The following is a 14,028-nucleotide window of genomic DNA, read 5'->3' as shown; positions in this document are numbered from 1 at the left end:
GGCGCCAGCGGCTAGGCCCCCCCTTTCAGGGGGTCCGGGGGGGATGATCCCCCCCGGCGGAGAGGTCCAGGAGAGGCAGAGCCTCTCCTGGCCGCCGGAGGCATCTTCATCTCTTTCAATACGCCGCGATGGGGAAGTCTTCGACCGTGCCGGGCACGCCGGTGGTCGGGGTCTGTTCGCCCCGGGTGAGTTCCTTGACGCGTTCGGAGATGTAGAGATCGAGCATCTTGAAGGTGACGCGGCCGGTGCGGCGGCCATCCGCCTTGCCGAGCACGCCTTCGACGAGGGCCTTGGTGAAGGCGCCGTTTTCCCATTCCGGCTTTTCCAGCGAGTACTGGCGGCCGGTGGAGGCGGCGAAGACGACCGCGCCGTTGCCGGCGCTGGCCAGTTCGTTGATGACGCCGTTCAAGTCGCTCATGCCACGGCGCTTCACGTCGCCCATGACGGAGCCGCTGTGGCAGGTGTCAACGAAAAAAAGCGTCTTGCCGGCGATGTTGCGGATGGATTTCTGCACTTCCATGAAGGGCAGGCCCGTGGCCCGGAGCTTTTCCAGGTCCACGGCGCTCGGCAGGAAGTAGTAGTCCCCGTTTTTGTCGTTCACGCCGTGGCCGGCCAAAAAGATCATGGCCACATCGTGTTGGGTGGTCTGGCGTTCGATCCAGTCGAGCCCGTCGAGGATGGCGTCCTTGGTGGCGGCGGCGTCGGTCAGCACCCGGATGGTGACGTCGCCGTAGAGCTTGCCTTTCTGCATGCCCATGGCCTCGGCGAAGTCGCGGGCGTCCTTGGCCGGGTACTGGAGGGCCAGGGACTTGTCGGCGTACTGGCCGACGCCGATGGCCAGAACATAGAGCCTGGAGGCCGGCGGGGCGGCCGGGGCGGCCTTGCCGGCCCATTTGAGGCGCACGGTGGCCGGAGCGGAGGGACCGTTTTTATTATCCGCCGCCACGGACAGGACCACATCGCGCTCGGGCAGGGTGATCTTCGACTGGAGCACACTCGGCTCGAAACCGCGTCCGGACAGGGTCGGATGGTCCTCGGCCACACGCGCGCCGTCGACGAGCAGGCGCACGGCGGTCACGTCCTCGCCGCCGGGGCTCCTGACCGCGAATTTGACGGTCATGTCCGGCGAGGCAAAGGCTTGGCCGGCGGCCGGGGACAGGATCTCGACCACCGGCGGCCGGGCGGTCAGGACCGAGGGCGAGCGGACGTCGCCGCCCCGGGCGGCATTGGCCGCGGCGAGGGCCCGGTCCTCGTCCAGGGTGCGAAGGGACAAGTCCACCACGTCGGGCCGGTGGAAAGCGTCGCGGAAGCGCGAAGCCGGGAAGAAGTCGGCGGCCTGCTCCGGGCCGTTGTTGACGTTCCAGCCGATCATGTCCTCGCCGCCGGACGAGGCGTCATAGTAGCCGTTCGGGGTCCACAGCACCCAGCGCTTGCCGTCGGCATTGGGGAAATAGGACAGGATCTCCCGGCCGTCCTCCATGCGGTACCAGCGGATGGAGCCGTCGCCGATGGCCGCGGCCGCCACCTTGCCGTCGCCGCTGACATTGACGGCCCAGACGGCGTCCGGGGCCGGGGTCTGCCACAGGGACTCGCCGCTGGCGGAAAAGGCCCGGACGTTCCAGGAAGTGCCGAGGATGAAGCGACGGGCATCCGGGGAGATGGCCAGGGAGAAGGCGGTTTCGAATTCCTTGAGCTTGAGCGGCTGGCCGTTCACGGCCGGGGCCCGGCCGCCTTCCCAGCCGGTCACGGCCAGGCCCGGGGCCTGGATGCGCGGGGCGACGAGGTCCGAACTCGGGGCGTCGATCTGGCGCAGGTCCCGGCCGGGCAGGGCGAAGCGAAAAAACCCCTTCTTCGGGGTCGCGCCGTAAGCGACGGATTCGCCGGTCCGGTCGAGGTAGAAGGTGCGGGCCGAGGAGCGGTAGTCGCGGATGGCCGGCGACCGGGTCATGCCAAAGGAACCGTCCGGGCGCAGCACGCCCCAGCGCGGGGCCACCGTGCCGTAGGCCAGGCCGCCGTCGGGCAGGGGGCACAGGGTGACCACGGCCGACTTGCCGGTGTCGAGGTCCTGGTAGGCCACGAAATCCGACGGCTTGAACCGGCGGACCGGACAGCCCCGGTCCGTGACCCACCGGCCGGCGGCCAAAAGCGACCCGTCGGCGGCAAAGGCCACCGAGGCCAGATTGCCGTTGTCCACGCCGGTCAGGTTCGGGGCACCGAGCAGGGAAAGGGTTTCGGCGTCAAGGACGGTCACAGCCGTGGTGTCGGTGAATCCCACGGCAAGCTGGGTGTTGTCCGGGGAAAAAGCCAGGGAAAAAGGACGCGTACCGCCCTGGGTCCTGGTCTTGGCAATAAGCGAGATGCCGGTGTCCGTGACCCGGTAGAGGCGGATCATGCCGTCGTAGCAGGAGGTGGCCAGATGGCCCTTGTTGTCGAAGGCCGCGCCGTAGGATTCGCCGGCATAGTCCTTGTCCCCACCGACCAGGGCCAGGTCGGACAGCCGCCAGACCCGCACCCCGCCCTCGCCCAGGGCCGCGGCCAGGTAGTTGCCGTCGTGGGACACGGCCAAGTGGTTGACCACGCTCGGCAGCCCGTTCAGGCGGCGCACCAGCCGGCCGGACTCGCGCTCGAAGATGTAGACGCTGTGGGTCTTGTCCCAGCCGTAGCCGGTCCAGCCGCCGCAAAAAACGTAGCGCCCGTCCGGGCTCATGGCCACGCTGTACAGCCGGCCCTCGTAGTCGTGGCCGATGGGGGGCCGAAGGACCCGGAGTTGCTCGCCGGTCTTGATGTCCCAGACCCGGCAGGTCTTGTCGTCCGAGGCCGTGGCCAGGTAGCGGCCAAGGCCGTCCACGGCGATGCGCTTGATAAGTGCGGTGTGCATGCCGGTTTCGATGCGAAGGATCGGTTCGGCGGGCGGCGTACCGGCCGGGGCGGCCGTGGCGCGGCACAGGGCGGAAAGGGTCAACAGGATGGTCAGGACAACAACGCGAAAGCGCATACGCTCACTCCTCGCCCGGTCACGGGCGGCGCGCATTCTTGTCCCGGCGAACCTTTGCGTCAAGGGGCCCTCCGGCCCCGGCGGTGCGCCAAGCCACGGCCGGCGGGCGCTTGCGCGATTCTAAACAAAAGATGAAATCTGCAGCCTCGCCTCCCGGGGGAGCCGGGAGGGGGAAATTCCCCCTCCCGGCCGCCGGAGGCGTTCTCCCGGCTACGCCGCCGGCCGGCTGGCCCGGTCCACGAGGTAGACGATGGACTGGTAGGGCACGCCGCCGTGGAAGGACAGGCCGATCTCGCAGGTCCGGCTGTTCGAGTAGCCGGAGGTGGTGATGGCCGGGAGTTGGGGCTTCAAATCCGCCAGGGCGGCGGCGTTGACCTCGGGGTAGAAAAAGCCCCGGTCCCCGGCAAAGCCGCAGCAGTGGATGCCGCGCGGCACCACCACCTCGACGGCGCACAGCCTGGCCAGGGCCGCGAACTTGGCCGACAGGCCCATCTTGACCGACGAGCAGGACACGTGCACGGCCACGGTCTCGGGCACGGGCGTGATGTCGAGATGGGGCAGGCAGTATTCGGTGATAAATTCCACGGGTTCGTGGAGTTTGAGGCCCGGCTCCATTTTCGAACGCATGGTGTAGAGGCAGGGGCTGGCGTCGCACAGGATGGGAATGGCCCCGTCGTTGCTCGCCTTTCTGAGAACGGTCTCCAGCTCCCTGGACTTGCGGTCGGCGTCCTCGCGCTTGCCTTTGGATTCGAGGGTCAGGCCGCAGCACAGTTCGCGCAGGCCCTCCGGGAAGATGACATCGTAGCCGGCCTTGGCCAGGACGGACAGGGTGGCCTCGTAGAGCCCCCGCTGGTCCGGGTCCAGGGCGGAGGGCCCCATGGACCGGGTGGTGCAGCTCGGGAAGTAGACCACCGACCGTCCCTTGCCATGGCAAGTGGACCGAAATTCCATCTTCGGCGCGGCCTTGGGCGCGTAGGGTGTCCAGAAGGGAACCAACCCGCCGGAGAGTTTGCGCAGCGTCCGGGTCATGACGGCCATGGCCTTGGTGCCGAGCACCTGGTGGACGGCGTGGGACAGGCCGAGGCCCTGGCGGGAGATGGCCGTGACCAGGCCGTAGTGGTCGGCCACCCATCGGCCGATTTTCCGGCCGCGCTCGGTGGACTCCCGGCGGCGGTAGTCCTTGGTGAAGACGCCGGTGTCGACGGAGACCGGACAGACCGTGGCGCACAGGCCGTCGGCGGCGCAGGTCTGGTTGCCGAAATATTCGTAGCCGTCGTGAAACGCCTGATATTCGGACGCCCTGCCCTGGTTGCGCAAGAGGGCCATGTAGCGCTGGAGGGTGATGCGCTGACGCGGCGTGGAGGTGACGTTTCGCGAGGGACAGACGGATTCGCAGTAGCCGCATTCGATGCAGGGGTCGATGACCGGGTTGACCTGGGTCAGGGATTTGAGGTCCTTCATATGGACCTCGGGGTCATCGTTTAAAATGACGCCGGGATTCAGCAGGTTTTGCGGGTCAAAAGCGCTTTTCAAGCGTTTCATGAACAGATAGGCGGTCCTGCCCCACTCCATTTCGACAAACGGGGCCATATTGCGGCCCGTGCCGTGCTCGCCCTTGAGGGAGCCGTCGTAACGGCCGACGACCATGGCGGCCACGTCGTCCATGAGCTTCTGGTAGCGGGCCACGGCCTCGGGGTCGGCGAAGTCCGGGCAGAAGACGAAGTGGAGGTTGCCTTCCAGGGCGTGGCCGAAAATGATGCCTTCGGGAAAGCCGTGGACGGCCATGAGGCGCTGAAGCTCCAGGGCCCCCTCGGCCAGGTTTTCGATGGGGAAGACCACGTCCTCGATGATGACCGCGCTGCCGGGCTTGCGCGCTCCGCCAACGGAGGTGAAAAGGCCGCGCCGGATGTTCCAGAGTTTTTCGTAGTCGTCCTTGGCATCCATGAACAGGACCGGAAAGACCGGCTCGATGCCCTCCACCCGGGCCAGGGCGGCCTCGATCAGGGAGAGCAGGCCCGGCTTGTCCGCCGCCCGGACCTCGACCAGGATGGCGGCCGCGTCCTCGCCGAGTTCTTTGAGATAAGCCGGCATGCCGGGCTTGTCCTCGACCGAACGCAGGGAGGCCCGGTCCATGAGCTCCACGGCCGCGACCGTGCCGGCCTTGAGCGCCACCGCGGCCCGGCAGGCGGCGTCGATGGTCGGGTAGATCATGAGCGAGGAGGCCTTGAAGGGATGCTCGACCACGGTGCGGTAGGTGACTTCGCTGATAAAGGCCAGGGTCCCTTCGGAACCGACGATCAGGTGGAGCAGGATATCGATGGGGTCTTCGAAGTCGAGAAAGGAATTGAGGCCGTAGCCGGTGGTGTTCTTGATCTTGAACTTGCGCCGGATCCGGTCGGCCAGTTCGGGATCGGCCAGGATCTCGGCCCGGATGGCGGCCAGTTCGGCCACAAGCTCCGGGTGGCCTTCCACGAACCGTCGGCGCGACACCGGATCGGCCGTATCCAGGGCGTCGCCGTCCACAAAGACAAGCTTCATGGATTCCACAGTCTTGTAACTGTTTTCCGCCGTGCCGCAACACATGCCGGACGAATTGTTGGCCGCGATGCCGCCGACCATGCAGGCGCCGATGGAGGCCGGGTCCGGGCCGATCTTGCGGCCGTGGGGGGCGAGGTGGAAATTGGCCTCGGCCCCGATGACGCCGGGCTCCAGGCTGACATGGGAGGCGCCGGCGTGGACGCGCAGCCCCTTGAAGTGCCCGGCCAAGTAGACGAGGACCGAATCGGACAGGGCCTGTCCGGACAGGCTCGTGCCGGCCGTGCGGAAGGTGACGGCCACCTGCTCGGCCGAGGCGGCCCGCAAGAGATGCCCAACCTCGTCGGCGGTCTTGGCCTTGACCACGATCTTGGGCACCAGGCGGTAGAAACTGGCGTCATCGCCGAGGGCCAGATTGTGGAACGGACCGAGAAAGATGCGCTCGGCCGGAATGAAGGCGCTTATGCGCTCGAAAAAGGCCTGATGGGCCGGCGGCAGGTTGCCGGCGTGGCTGACTTGGGACATGTCGGTGCCCTCCTGGATGCGGCGCGTAGGAAAATGGACGAACCTCTTATGCCATGATTTGGGAGAATCGGGCAATGCGGAACAGGGGAACCGGGAACGGCGAGAACGGACCACAGGAAAAAACGATTACCGGCTTGAAACGGAAAGGGGGTTGCAATAGACTACGTATGCGCTAGTTTTTATGCTGAGAGCAGGTTTTGGCCCGTGGCCAGCGACGGCTTCACGCGCAACCGTCCCCTCCGGCCATCAATGGCAGGCGCCGCAATGGCCGGCCGGCGGCAGCGCGCAGGCACCAGACCGGTGCGTGGGGCGGGCAACCGCCGCCAGGGACTGTTCCGGCAAAAAAAGCTGCTGCAACCCGCTTTGCGGGCCACGTTCACCGCAGCGTTCCCGGCCGTGTCCTCTTCCGCGACTGCCATACTCTTACGTTCGAAAGCTGTTGGGAAAAAATATGTCGCTTCCGAGTGCTTACTCCTTGAAGACCAGTGCGCTTCCCCGCTACTTCCAGGCCATGGCCCAGGCTTCCATCCCGGAAAAATTCGACGCCGCCTTCCTGGCCCAACTCGGTTTCCGCTTTGCCATCGACCGGCCGTTCGTGGACATCCTCCGGGAACTGGGATTCCTTACCAGCGACGGCACGCCGACCGGACGGTATCACGCCTTCCATGCGGGGGAGAAAAAGCAGACCCTGGCCCAGTGCATCGCCGACGCCTACCAGGACCTTTTCAGCCTCTGCGCCGACGCGTACGCCTCAAGCGCGGACGAGATTTTCGAAAAGCTCAAGGCCCTGTATGCCGACAACAAAAACGACATCATGATCGCTGGCATCGCCAAGACATTTCTGGCCCTGTGCCAATACGCCGGCCTTGGCCGGGAGGCCGGGACCGAAGACGAGCCGGCCGCCGCCCTGCCGCCGGAACCAGCCTCCCCGGCCGGCCACGCCTTGCCGCCCGTGGCGGACGCACCGCAGTCCGGGCCGGCGGCGGTTTTCACCATCGAGGTTCAAGGCACGCGCCAGCCCCCGGACCAGACGGCTTTTTCCGAACCAGCACCGCCCCCTGCCGGACCGCCGGCCGCTCTCGCTCGGCCCCTCGGCCCGCCGGAAGCCCCGGAAGCTGCGGGCGGCCCCGGCCTGGCCGCGGCCGAGCCGGAGGAATCCTTTGTCCTGGATCTCGACGACGCCTTGGAGGAGCAGGCCCTGCGCGAGGAGTTGGCCTTTTTGGACGATGCGGCCCAGGCCTCGTCTCCGGGACAGGGTCTGACGCGCGTCCTGTCCGCTCCCGTGCCGGCGGCCGTCGCCACGCCGCGCCTGGACGTCGTGGCGACGGCCATGGCCGCGGCCGCATCCCCGGCGGACGCTTGGCCACAGCGGAAAAAAACGGAGAAAGCCCTTCTCCTTGCGGCTGTCGCCCCGGCCTCGGCTGCCCCGGAGGGCCTGGTCCCGGACCTGGCCGAAGCCGGTCCGGCCCCGGCCACGGAACTTCCGGCCGGACCGGCCGCCCGACTTCTGCCCCCGCTTCCGGCCGACGACACGCCGGAAAACACGCTTGCCGGCGAAACGCTGCTCGCGCTCCTCCGCGACGTACGGGCCAGGGCCACCCCGGAGCCTGATGCCGGCACGCCGGGGGACGCAGCCGCCGCAACCGGCCCCGATGCCGGAGACCCCGGGCAGGCGCGCCGGAATGCCGGCCCAGAGGCCGGCCAAGACGTCCCGGAAGATTTGTTGTTGCGGCGCATCATGCTGGTGTTGCCGGAAAGCCGGGATCCGGACGTCTACGACGCCATCTTCACGAGCCTCAAAAACAACTTCCTCTAGCCCGCCGGCCCGGCCGGGCCGCGCCCTTCCCGCGGCAAACGCGACCGGACCGGCCGGGCCGACAAAAAAAGGCGTCCCCGCAAGGACGCCTTTCGCTTTTTCACCGGCCGCCGGGACCGGCTCACATCCGTCGGATGACCTCGACCAGGACGCTCGTCACCTTCTCGGCGTTTTCCTTGAAAATCGTCACGATCTCCTCCCAGTTGACCGGCGGCTCGTCGGTCTTCCAGCAGTCGTAGTCCGTGCTCATGGCCACGGTGGCGTACGGCACCCCGGCCTCCACGGCCAGGATGCATTCCGTGGCTACGCTCATGTTGATGACGTCCGCGCCCCAGGCCCGGAACATGTTCGACTCGGCCCGGGTCGAAAAACGCGGTCCCTCGATGGTCACCACCGTCCCCTTGTCGTGGTGGCGGTAGCCGAAGGTGCGGCAGGCGGCGACCAGAAGTTCGCGCAAGGGCTCGGAAAACGGGTCGGCCATGGGCGTGTGGGCCGGGTTGTGCGGTTCGAAACGGTCGTGGAACGTCGCGGCCCGATGGCGGGTGAAGTCGATGAACTGGTCGAGGATGACCAGGTCCCCCCGGCCGATCTCCTGGCGCAGGGACCCGACCGCCGTGGTCGACAGGATGGCGGCGCAGCCGACCTTGCGCAAGGCGTGGATGTTGGCCCGGTAGTTGACGTGGCTGGGGGTGGCCGTGTGGGCCCGGCCGTGCCGGGCCAGGAGCACCACGTCCTTGCCCGCGATCCGGCCCTGGCGCAGGGTCGAGTTGGGCGGGCCGTAGGGCGTGTCCACCTCGATATCGGTCGGATTGTCGATGATTTCGGGATCGTCCAGGCCGCTGCCGCCGATGATGCCGATCTTCATGATGGTCGCGTCTCCCTCGTGGGTTCCGGGTCGGTTAGGCGATCTGCAGGATGCTTTCGCAGCCGTAGGAATGGAGCTGCTCCTTGCCGTTTAGAAAGGACAGCTCGATGACCACGCCGATGCCGGCGATTTCCGCGCCAAAGGCCTCGACCAGGTCGATGACGCCGGAGAGCGTGCCGCCCGTGGCGAGCAGGTCGTCGATGACCAGCACCTTCTCGCCCCGAAGCAGGGCGTCCTCGTGCATGCACAGGGTGTCGGAGCCGTATTCCAGGTCATACGACACGGATTTGGTCTTGTAGGGCAGCTTGCCGGGCTTTCGCACCGGCACGAACCCGAGGCCCATCTTGTAGGCCAGGGCCGCGCCGAATATGAACCCCCGGGCCTCGGCCGCCACGATCTTGGTGGCCTTGGCCTCGGCAAACCGCTCGGCGAGCAGGTCGATGGCCTTGCGGAATCCTTCGGCATCGCCCAGAAGGGGCGTGATGTCGAAAAAGAGGATGCCTTCCTTGGGGTAGTCCGGGATGTCGCGAATGAGCTTGCGCAGATCCATGGCCGTCTCCTTGAAAATGCGGTCTGGTAACCGAAGTCGGATAGGGAGTTTAGGCCAAGGGGTCAAGCCGGGCTTGGCCGGCGGGGAGACGTGCGGTAAGAGACCGGCCATGCAAACCAAGCCCCTTCCCTGCGACCTGCTCGTCACGGCCGGCATCCTCGCCACCCAAAACGAGGCCCGGGACATCCTGCGCCAGGCCGCCCTGGCCGTCACCGGCGGCCACATCGCGGCCGTGGGGTCGGCTGCCGATCTCGTCCGGGCCTTTGCCCCGGCCGAGACCCTCGACCTCTCCGGCTGCCTGGTCCTGCCCGGCCTCGTCAACACCCACACCCACGCGGCCATGACCCTTTTTCGCGGCCTTTGCGACGACGCGCCGCTTGCCGTCTGGCTTACCGAGCACATCTGGCCGGCCGAGGCGAAGCTCACGTCCGAGGCCGTACGCGCTGGCACCGAACTCGCCTGCGCCGAGATGCTGGCCTCAGGCACCACCTGCTTTCTCGACGCCTACCTGTACGTGGACGCCATTGCCGATGCCGTGGACACGGCAGGCCTGCGGGCCGTCCTGTGCCAGGGCGTGTTCGACATCGCCAACGCCAATTTCAAGACCACGGACGCGGCCCTGGCCTCGGCCAGCCGGCTCGCCGACCGGCTGGCCGGGCACGACCGGCTGCGGCCGGCCATCTTTCCCCACGCCGTCTACACCTGCTCGGCCGAGACGCTGGCCCGCTGCGCCGATTTCGCCCGGGACCGCGGCCTGCTCCTGTCCACCCACGCCGCCGAGACGGCCCGGGAAAACGACGACTGCCAAAAGACCAATGGCCGGCGCGTCATTCCCTATCTCAAGGATCTCGGGCTCCTCGGCCCCCAAACCCTCCTGGCCCACGGCGTGGCCCTGGACGCGGCCGACATCGAGACGGTCGCCGTATCCGGCGCCTGCGTGGCCCACTGTCCGAAAAGCAACATGAAGCTGGCAAGCGGCATCGCCCCGGTCCAGGCCCTGCGCGCCGCCGGAGTCACGGTCGGGCTCGGCACGGACGGCGCGGCCAGCAACAATGCGCTGAACCTCTTTTCCGAAATGAACGTGGCCGCCCTGCTCCAAAAGGTCGCCACCGGCGATCCGACCGCCCTTGGCGCGGGCGCGGCCCTGGACATGGCCACCCGGGACGGCGCGGCCGCCCTGGGCTGGCCGGAACTCGGCCGATTGACGGTCGGCGGGCCGGCCGACCTCTGCGCCCTGGACCTCTCCCGCCCGCAACTTTGCCCGGCCTTCGATCCGGTCTCGGACGCCGTGTACGCGGCCTCGGGCGGCGAGGTGGTCTGCACCATGGTGGCGGGCAAGGTGCTCTACCGCGACGGGGAATTCACGGGCTTCGACTATCCGGAGCTGCGCCGGCGCATGTGCGCCATGACCCGGTCCCTGAAGAGGCGCTCATGACCCGATGCAACGCCCGGACAGGCGGCCGGCCTTGCCAAATATACTAAAATGAGTATATTTTTGTGACGCGCTTCCAGCCCGGCCACTTCGCGGAAAAGCCCGTGCACTGGGTCGGTTCGGCCAAGAAGGACTACCTCGCCTTTCCCGAGACAGCGCAACGCCACATGGGCTATGCCCTGGGTCTGGCCCAGATCGGCGGCAAGCATCCCCGGGCGAAACCCTGGAAGGGGCTTGGCACGGGCGTGTTCGAGGTCGTGGAGGATGACGACGGCGACACATACCGGATGGTGTACACCATCCGGTTTGCCGCAGCGGTTTACGTCCTGCACGCTTTTCAGAAAAAATCCAAGACAGGGATCAAGACCCCGAAAGACGATGTGGACTTGATCGCCAGACGTCTGCGAAGCGCAACGGAACACTATGCCAAACGCCACACCGAACCCGCCCGCCGGGACTGATGCGGACATCACCGAAGGGACGGCCAACGTTTTCGCGGACCTGGGTTTTGCCGACGCCGACGCGTTGCGGACCAAGACGCGCCTAGCCGCCGTGCTAAACGAGTGCATCAAACGCCGAAAGCTCAAGCAGATCGAGGTCGCGGCCCGGCTGGGCATCCCCCAGCCCAGGGTTTCCGCGCTCGTAAACTACCGGCTCGACGGCTTTTCCGTGGAACGGCTCCTGGAATTTCTCACCGCCTTCGACCAGGATGTGGAGATCATGATCCGCCCGCGGCCCGATCAGGCCGGAGTCGGAAAGATCACGGTGCGGGAGATCGTATAGGCCGCAGGTCCGTCCGCCCGCCTGGGGCGCCCGAGGCCTTGACAATCCCGCCCTTGTCCATAATAAAGGCTGGCTTTGCGCTGAAATCAATCCCGCGCCCCATCCCGCGCGGCCCGGAGGTTATCCCAATGTCCCAGGTCATCACCGTCAACGGCGTCGAATGCCATCCCATCGTGGAAAAATGCGTGGGCTGCGAGCGCACCATGGAGCAGGATGGGGTCAAATACTGCAAGAGCTATCCCCTGCCCGAACGCAAGTGGGCGCAAAAGGTCTGCAACTTCGCCACCCACGTGAAGCTCGAAGTCGACAAGGGCGGCAAGGTCAACATCAACCCCCTCAAAGCCTCCAAGCGCGCCGCCCGCGGCCGTTAGGACAGGCCCGACTTTTCTGCCGCAACCGTGCCGGGAGGCCTCTGCCTCCCGGCTTTTTGCGTTGCCCGTCCGGCCGCCGGCCCCGGTTTGCCAAGCCTTTCCCGAACCGCTATGATCTAAGATCGAAGGCTGATTCGCCCCATTCATACAACCGTCCGGAGCCCGTATGCTTGACGCCCTGCTTCCGTATCTCGAAAACGAACGCGACGCCGTCATCGACCTCCAGCGCGAACTGACCGCCATCCCGGCCCTTGGCCCGGACAACGGCGGTCCCGGCGAACGGGAAAAAGCCGACCGCCTGACCGCCCTGCTCGCCGGCCTCGGCTTTCCCGCGCCCCGCGAAATAAACGCCCCCGATCCGCGCGTCCCCTGCGGCCACCGGCCGAACCTGGCCGTCGTCCTTCCCGGCGCCGACACCTCGCGTACCTTCTGGGTCATCTCGCATCTCGACATCGTGCCGCCGGGCGACCGGTCCCTGTGGCGCACCGACCCCTACCAGCTCGCCGTCGACGGCGACCTTGTCTACGGCCGGGGCGTGGAAGACAACCAGCAGGCCGTGGTCAGCTCCATCCTCCTCGGCAAGGCGCTTGTCGCCACTGCAACCACGCCGCCGATCAACTACGGCATGCTCTTCGTGGCCGACGAGGAAACCGGCAGCAAGTTCGGTCTGGATTATGTGGCCGCCAACCACGGTGGGCTTTTCGGCCCCGACGACCTCTTTCTCGTGCCCGACTTCGGCCTGCCGACCAGCGAGATGGTCGAGGTGGCCGAAAAAAGCATGCTGTGGCTCAAAATCATCGTCACCGGCCGCCAGTGCCACGCCTCCACCCCGGAAGACGGCATCAATTCGCTCTCGGCCGCTGCCCTTTTCATCCTCAAGATCCACAAGCTCCACGACCGTTTCCCGGCCAGAAACCCCCTGTTCCACCCGGCCAATTCCACCTTCGAGCCGACCAAGAAGGAAGCCAACGTCGACAACATCAACACCATCCCCGGCCGCGACGTCTTTTACGTCGATTGCCGGGTGCTGCCCGAATATTCCCTCGACGAGGTGGTGGCCGCCATCCGGGAGTTCGGCAAGGAAGTGGAATCCATCTGCGGCGTGACCATCGACTACGAGGTCGTCCAGAAAGAGCAGGCCGCACCGGCCACCCCGGAGGACGCTCCCATCGTCGGCCGCGTCATGGCCGGCATCAAGGCGGTCTACGGCGGCAACCCGCGTCCCATGGGCATCGGCGGCGGCACCGTCGCCGCCTATCTCCGTCGGCGTGGCTATCCGGCGGTGGTCTGGGCCACCCTCGAGCACAACGCCCACCAGCCCAACGAGCGTTCGAGCATCGCCAAGACCATCGGCGACGCCAAAGTCATGGCCCGGGTGCTCTTCGAGTAGGAAGAAGAAATTGGGGCTCTGCCCCAAACCCCGCCGGGGGAAATGATTTCCCCCGGACCCCCTCGGCGGGGAAAGGTTTTCAAAAAGCCATGGATATCGGACGCACGGTCAAAGAGTTGCTCATCCGGCAGTGCCGGAAGCCGGCCGGACTGTTGGGCGAATATGTGGCCCGGCGGATGAATCGGAGCCACCTGGGGCTGACGACCTGGGGCCTGTCCCATGTGGACGTGGGGGCAAACGATTTTCTGCTCGATATCGGCTGCGGCGGCGGGCGCACCGTGGCCCGGCTGGCGGCCATGGCCCCGGAGGGTCTGGTCTGCGGCATCGACGTGTCGGCAAAAAGCGTGGCCATCTCGCGTCGCGCGAGCCTGCGGGCCATTTGGGAAGGCCGCGTGGCCATCCGGCAGGCCTCGGTGTCCCGGCTGCCCTTTCCCGACGACACGTTCAGGCTTGCGACCGCCGTGGAGACCCACTATTTCTGGCCGGACATGGCCTCGGACCTGCGCGAGGTCTTGCGGGTGCTGCGGCCCGGCGGCCGGCTCCTGCTGATCGCGGAAGTCTACCACTGTGAAAAATTCGATGCCCGCAACCGGGAATGGCTGGCGCTGACCCCCATGACTTACCTTGGCATGGATGAATTCCGAAGCCTTTTTGCCGCCGCCGGCTTCACGGACATCGTCATGGATGAGGAGCCCGACCAGGGTTGGCTCTGCTGCGTCGGCCGCAAGCCCTTGCCTCCCGGCCCACCTGCCGCGGCCGACTGAAA

11 protein-coding genes are annotated in these 14,028 nt (G+C 66.8%); 7 read left to right on the top strand and 4 right to left on the bottom strand.

Going from position 1 to position 14,028, the window contains the following annotated elements; translation table 11 throughout:
- Positions 1-115 precede the first annotated feature (115 nt).
- Positions 116-2,995, bottom strand: a complete 2,880-nt coding sequence (locus tag DFW101_RS02280) for a caspase family protein (protein ID WP_009179916.1) — start codon at positions 2,993-2,995, stop codon at positions 116-118.
- Between the two features lie 210 nt (positions 2,996-3,205).
- A complete protein-coding gene (locus tag DFW101_RS02275) occupies positions 3,206-6,055 on the bottom strand; it encodes an FAD-binding and (Fe-S)-binding domain-containing protein (RefSeq protein ID WP_009179915.1) in 2,850 nt (949 codons plus the stop codon).
- 451 nt (positions 6,056-6,506) lie between these two features.
- Between DFW101_RS02275 and DFW101_RS02270 the strand changes: the two genes are divergently transcribed.
- Entirely contained in the window at positions 6,507-7,871 is a 1,365-nt protein-coding gene (locus DFW101_RS02270) for a DUF5343 domain-containing protein (protein ID WP_009179914.1), read from the top strand.
- Between the two features lie 121 nt (positions 7,872-7,992).
- Here DFW101_RS02270 and mtnP read toward each other — a convergent pair whose 3' ends face one another.
- Positions 7,993-8,736 carry an S-methyl-5'-thioadenosine phosphorylase gene (mtnP, locus tag DFW101_RS02265; protein WP_009179913.1) on the bottom strand — a complete coding sequence of 248 codons (744 nt, stop codon included), beginning with the start codon at positions 8,734-8,736 and terminating at the stop codon, positions 7,993-7,995.
- Between the two features lie 34 nt (positions 8,737-8,770).
- The gene (locus DFW101_RS02260; protein WP_009108751.1) at positions 8,771-9,286 is read right to left on the bottom strand and encodes an adenine phosphoribosyltransferase; all 516 of its coding nucleotides are present in this window, start codon (positions 9,284-9,286) and stop codon (positions 8,771-8,773) included.
- 109 nt (positions 9,287-9,395) lie between these two features.
- Between DFW101_RS02260 and DFW101_RS02255 the strand changes: the two genes are divergently transcribed.
- From DFW101_RS02255 to DFW101_RS02230, 6 genes are all read left to right on the top strand, one after another.
- The gene (locus DFW101_RS02255) at positions 9,396-10,721 is read left to right on the top strand and encodes an amidohydrolase (RefSeq protein ID WP_009179912.1); all 1,326 of its coding nucleotides are present in this window, start codon (positions 9,396-9,398) and stop codon (positions 10,719-10,721) included.
- A gap of 101 nt (positions 10,722-10,822) precedes the next feature.
- Positions 10,823-11,179, top strand: coding sequence for a type II toxin-antitoxin system RelE/ParE family toxin (locus tag DFW101_RS02250; protein ID WP_232286128.1), 357 nt, complete (start codon positions 10,823-10,825; stop codon positions 11,177-11,179).
- Entirely contained in the window at positions 11,142-11,501 is a 360-nt protein-coding gene (locus tag DFW101_RS02245; RefSeq protein ID WP_009179910.1) for a helix-turn-helix domain-containing protein, read from the top strand. Before DFW101_RS02250 ends, DFW101_RS02245 begins: the two co-directional genes overlap by 38 nt.
- A 128-nt stretch (positions 11,502-11,629) precedes the next feature.
- On the top strand, positions 11,630-11,872 hold the full coding sequence (locus tag DFW101_RS02240) for a PxxKW family cysteine-rich protein (protein WP_009108753.1): 243 nt from the start codon (positions 11,630-11,632) through the stop codon (positions 11,870-11,872).
- A 166-nt stretch (positions 11,873-12,038) separates the two neighbouring features.
- A complete protein-coding gene (locus DFW101_RS02235) occupies positions 12,039-13,262 on the top strand; it encodes a M20 family metallo-hydrolase (RefSeq protein WP_009179909.1) in 1,224 nt (407 codons plus the stop codon).
- Positions 13,263-13,351: 89 nt separating this feature from the next.
- Positions 13,352-14,026, top strand: a complete 675-nt coding sequence (locus DFW101_RS02230; protein ID WP_009179908.1) for a class I SAM-dependent methyltransferase — start codon at positions 13,352-13,354, stop codon at positions 14,024-14,026.
- Positions 14,027-14,028 lie beyond the last annotated feature (2 nt).

It is taken from the genome of Solidesulfovibrio carbinoliphilus subsp. oakridgensis (assembly GCF_000177215.2).
Taxonomy (GTDB): Bacteria; Desulfobacterota; Desulfovibrionia; order Desulfovibrionales; family Desulfovibrionaceae; genus Solidesulfovibrio; species Solidesulfovibrio carbinoliphilus.
The sequence above is the reverse complement of the archived record's forward strand: the minus strand, read 5'-3'. Positions and strand labels throughout refer to the sequence as shown.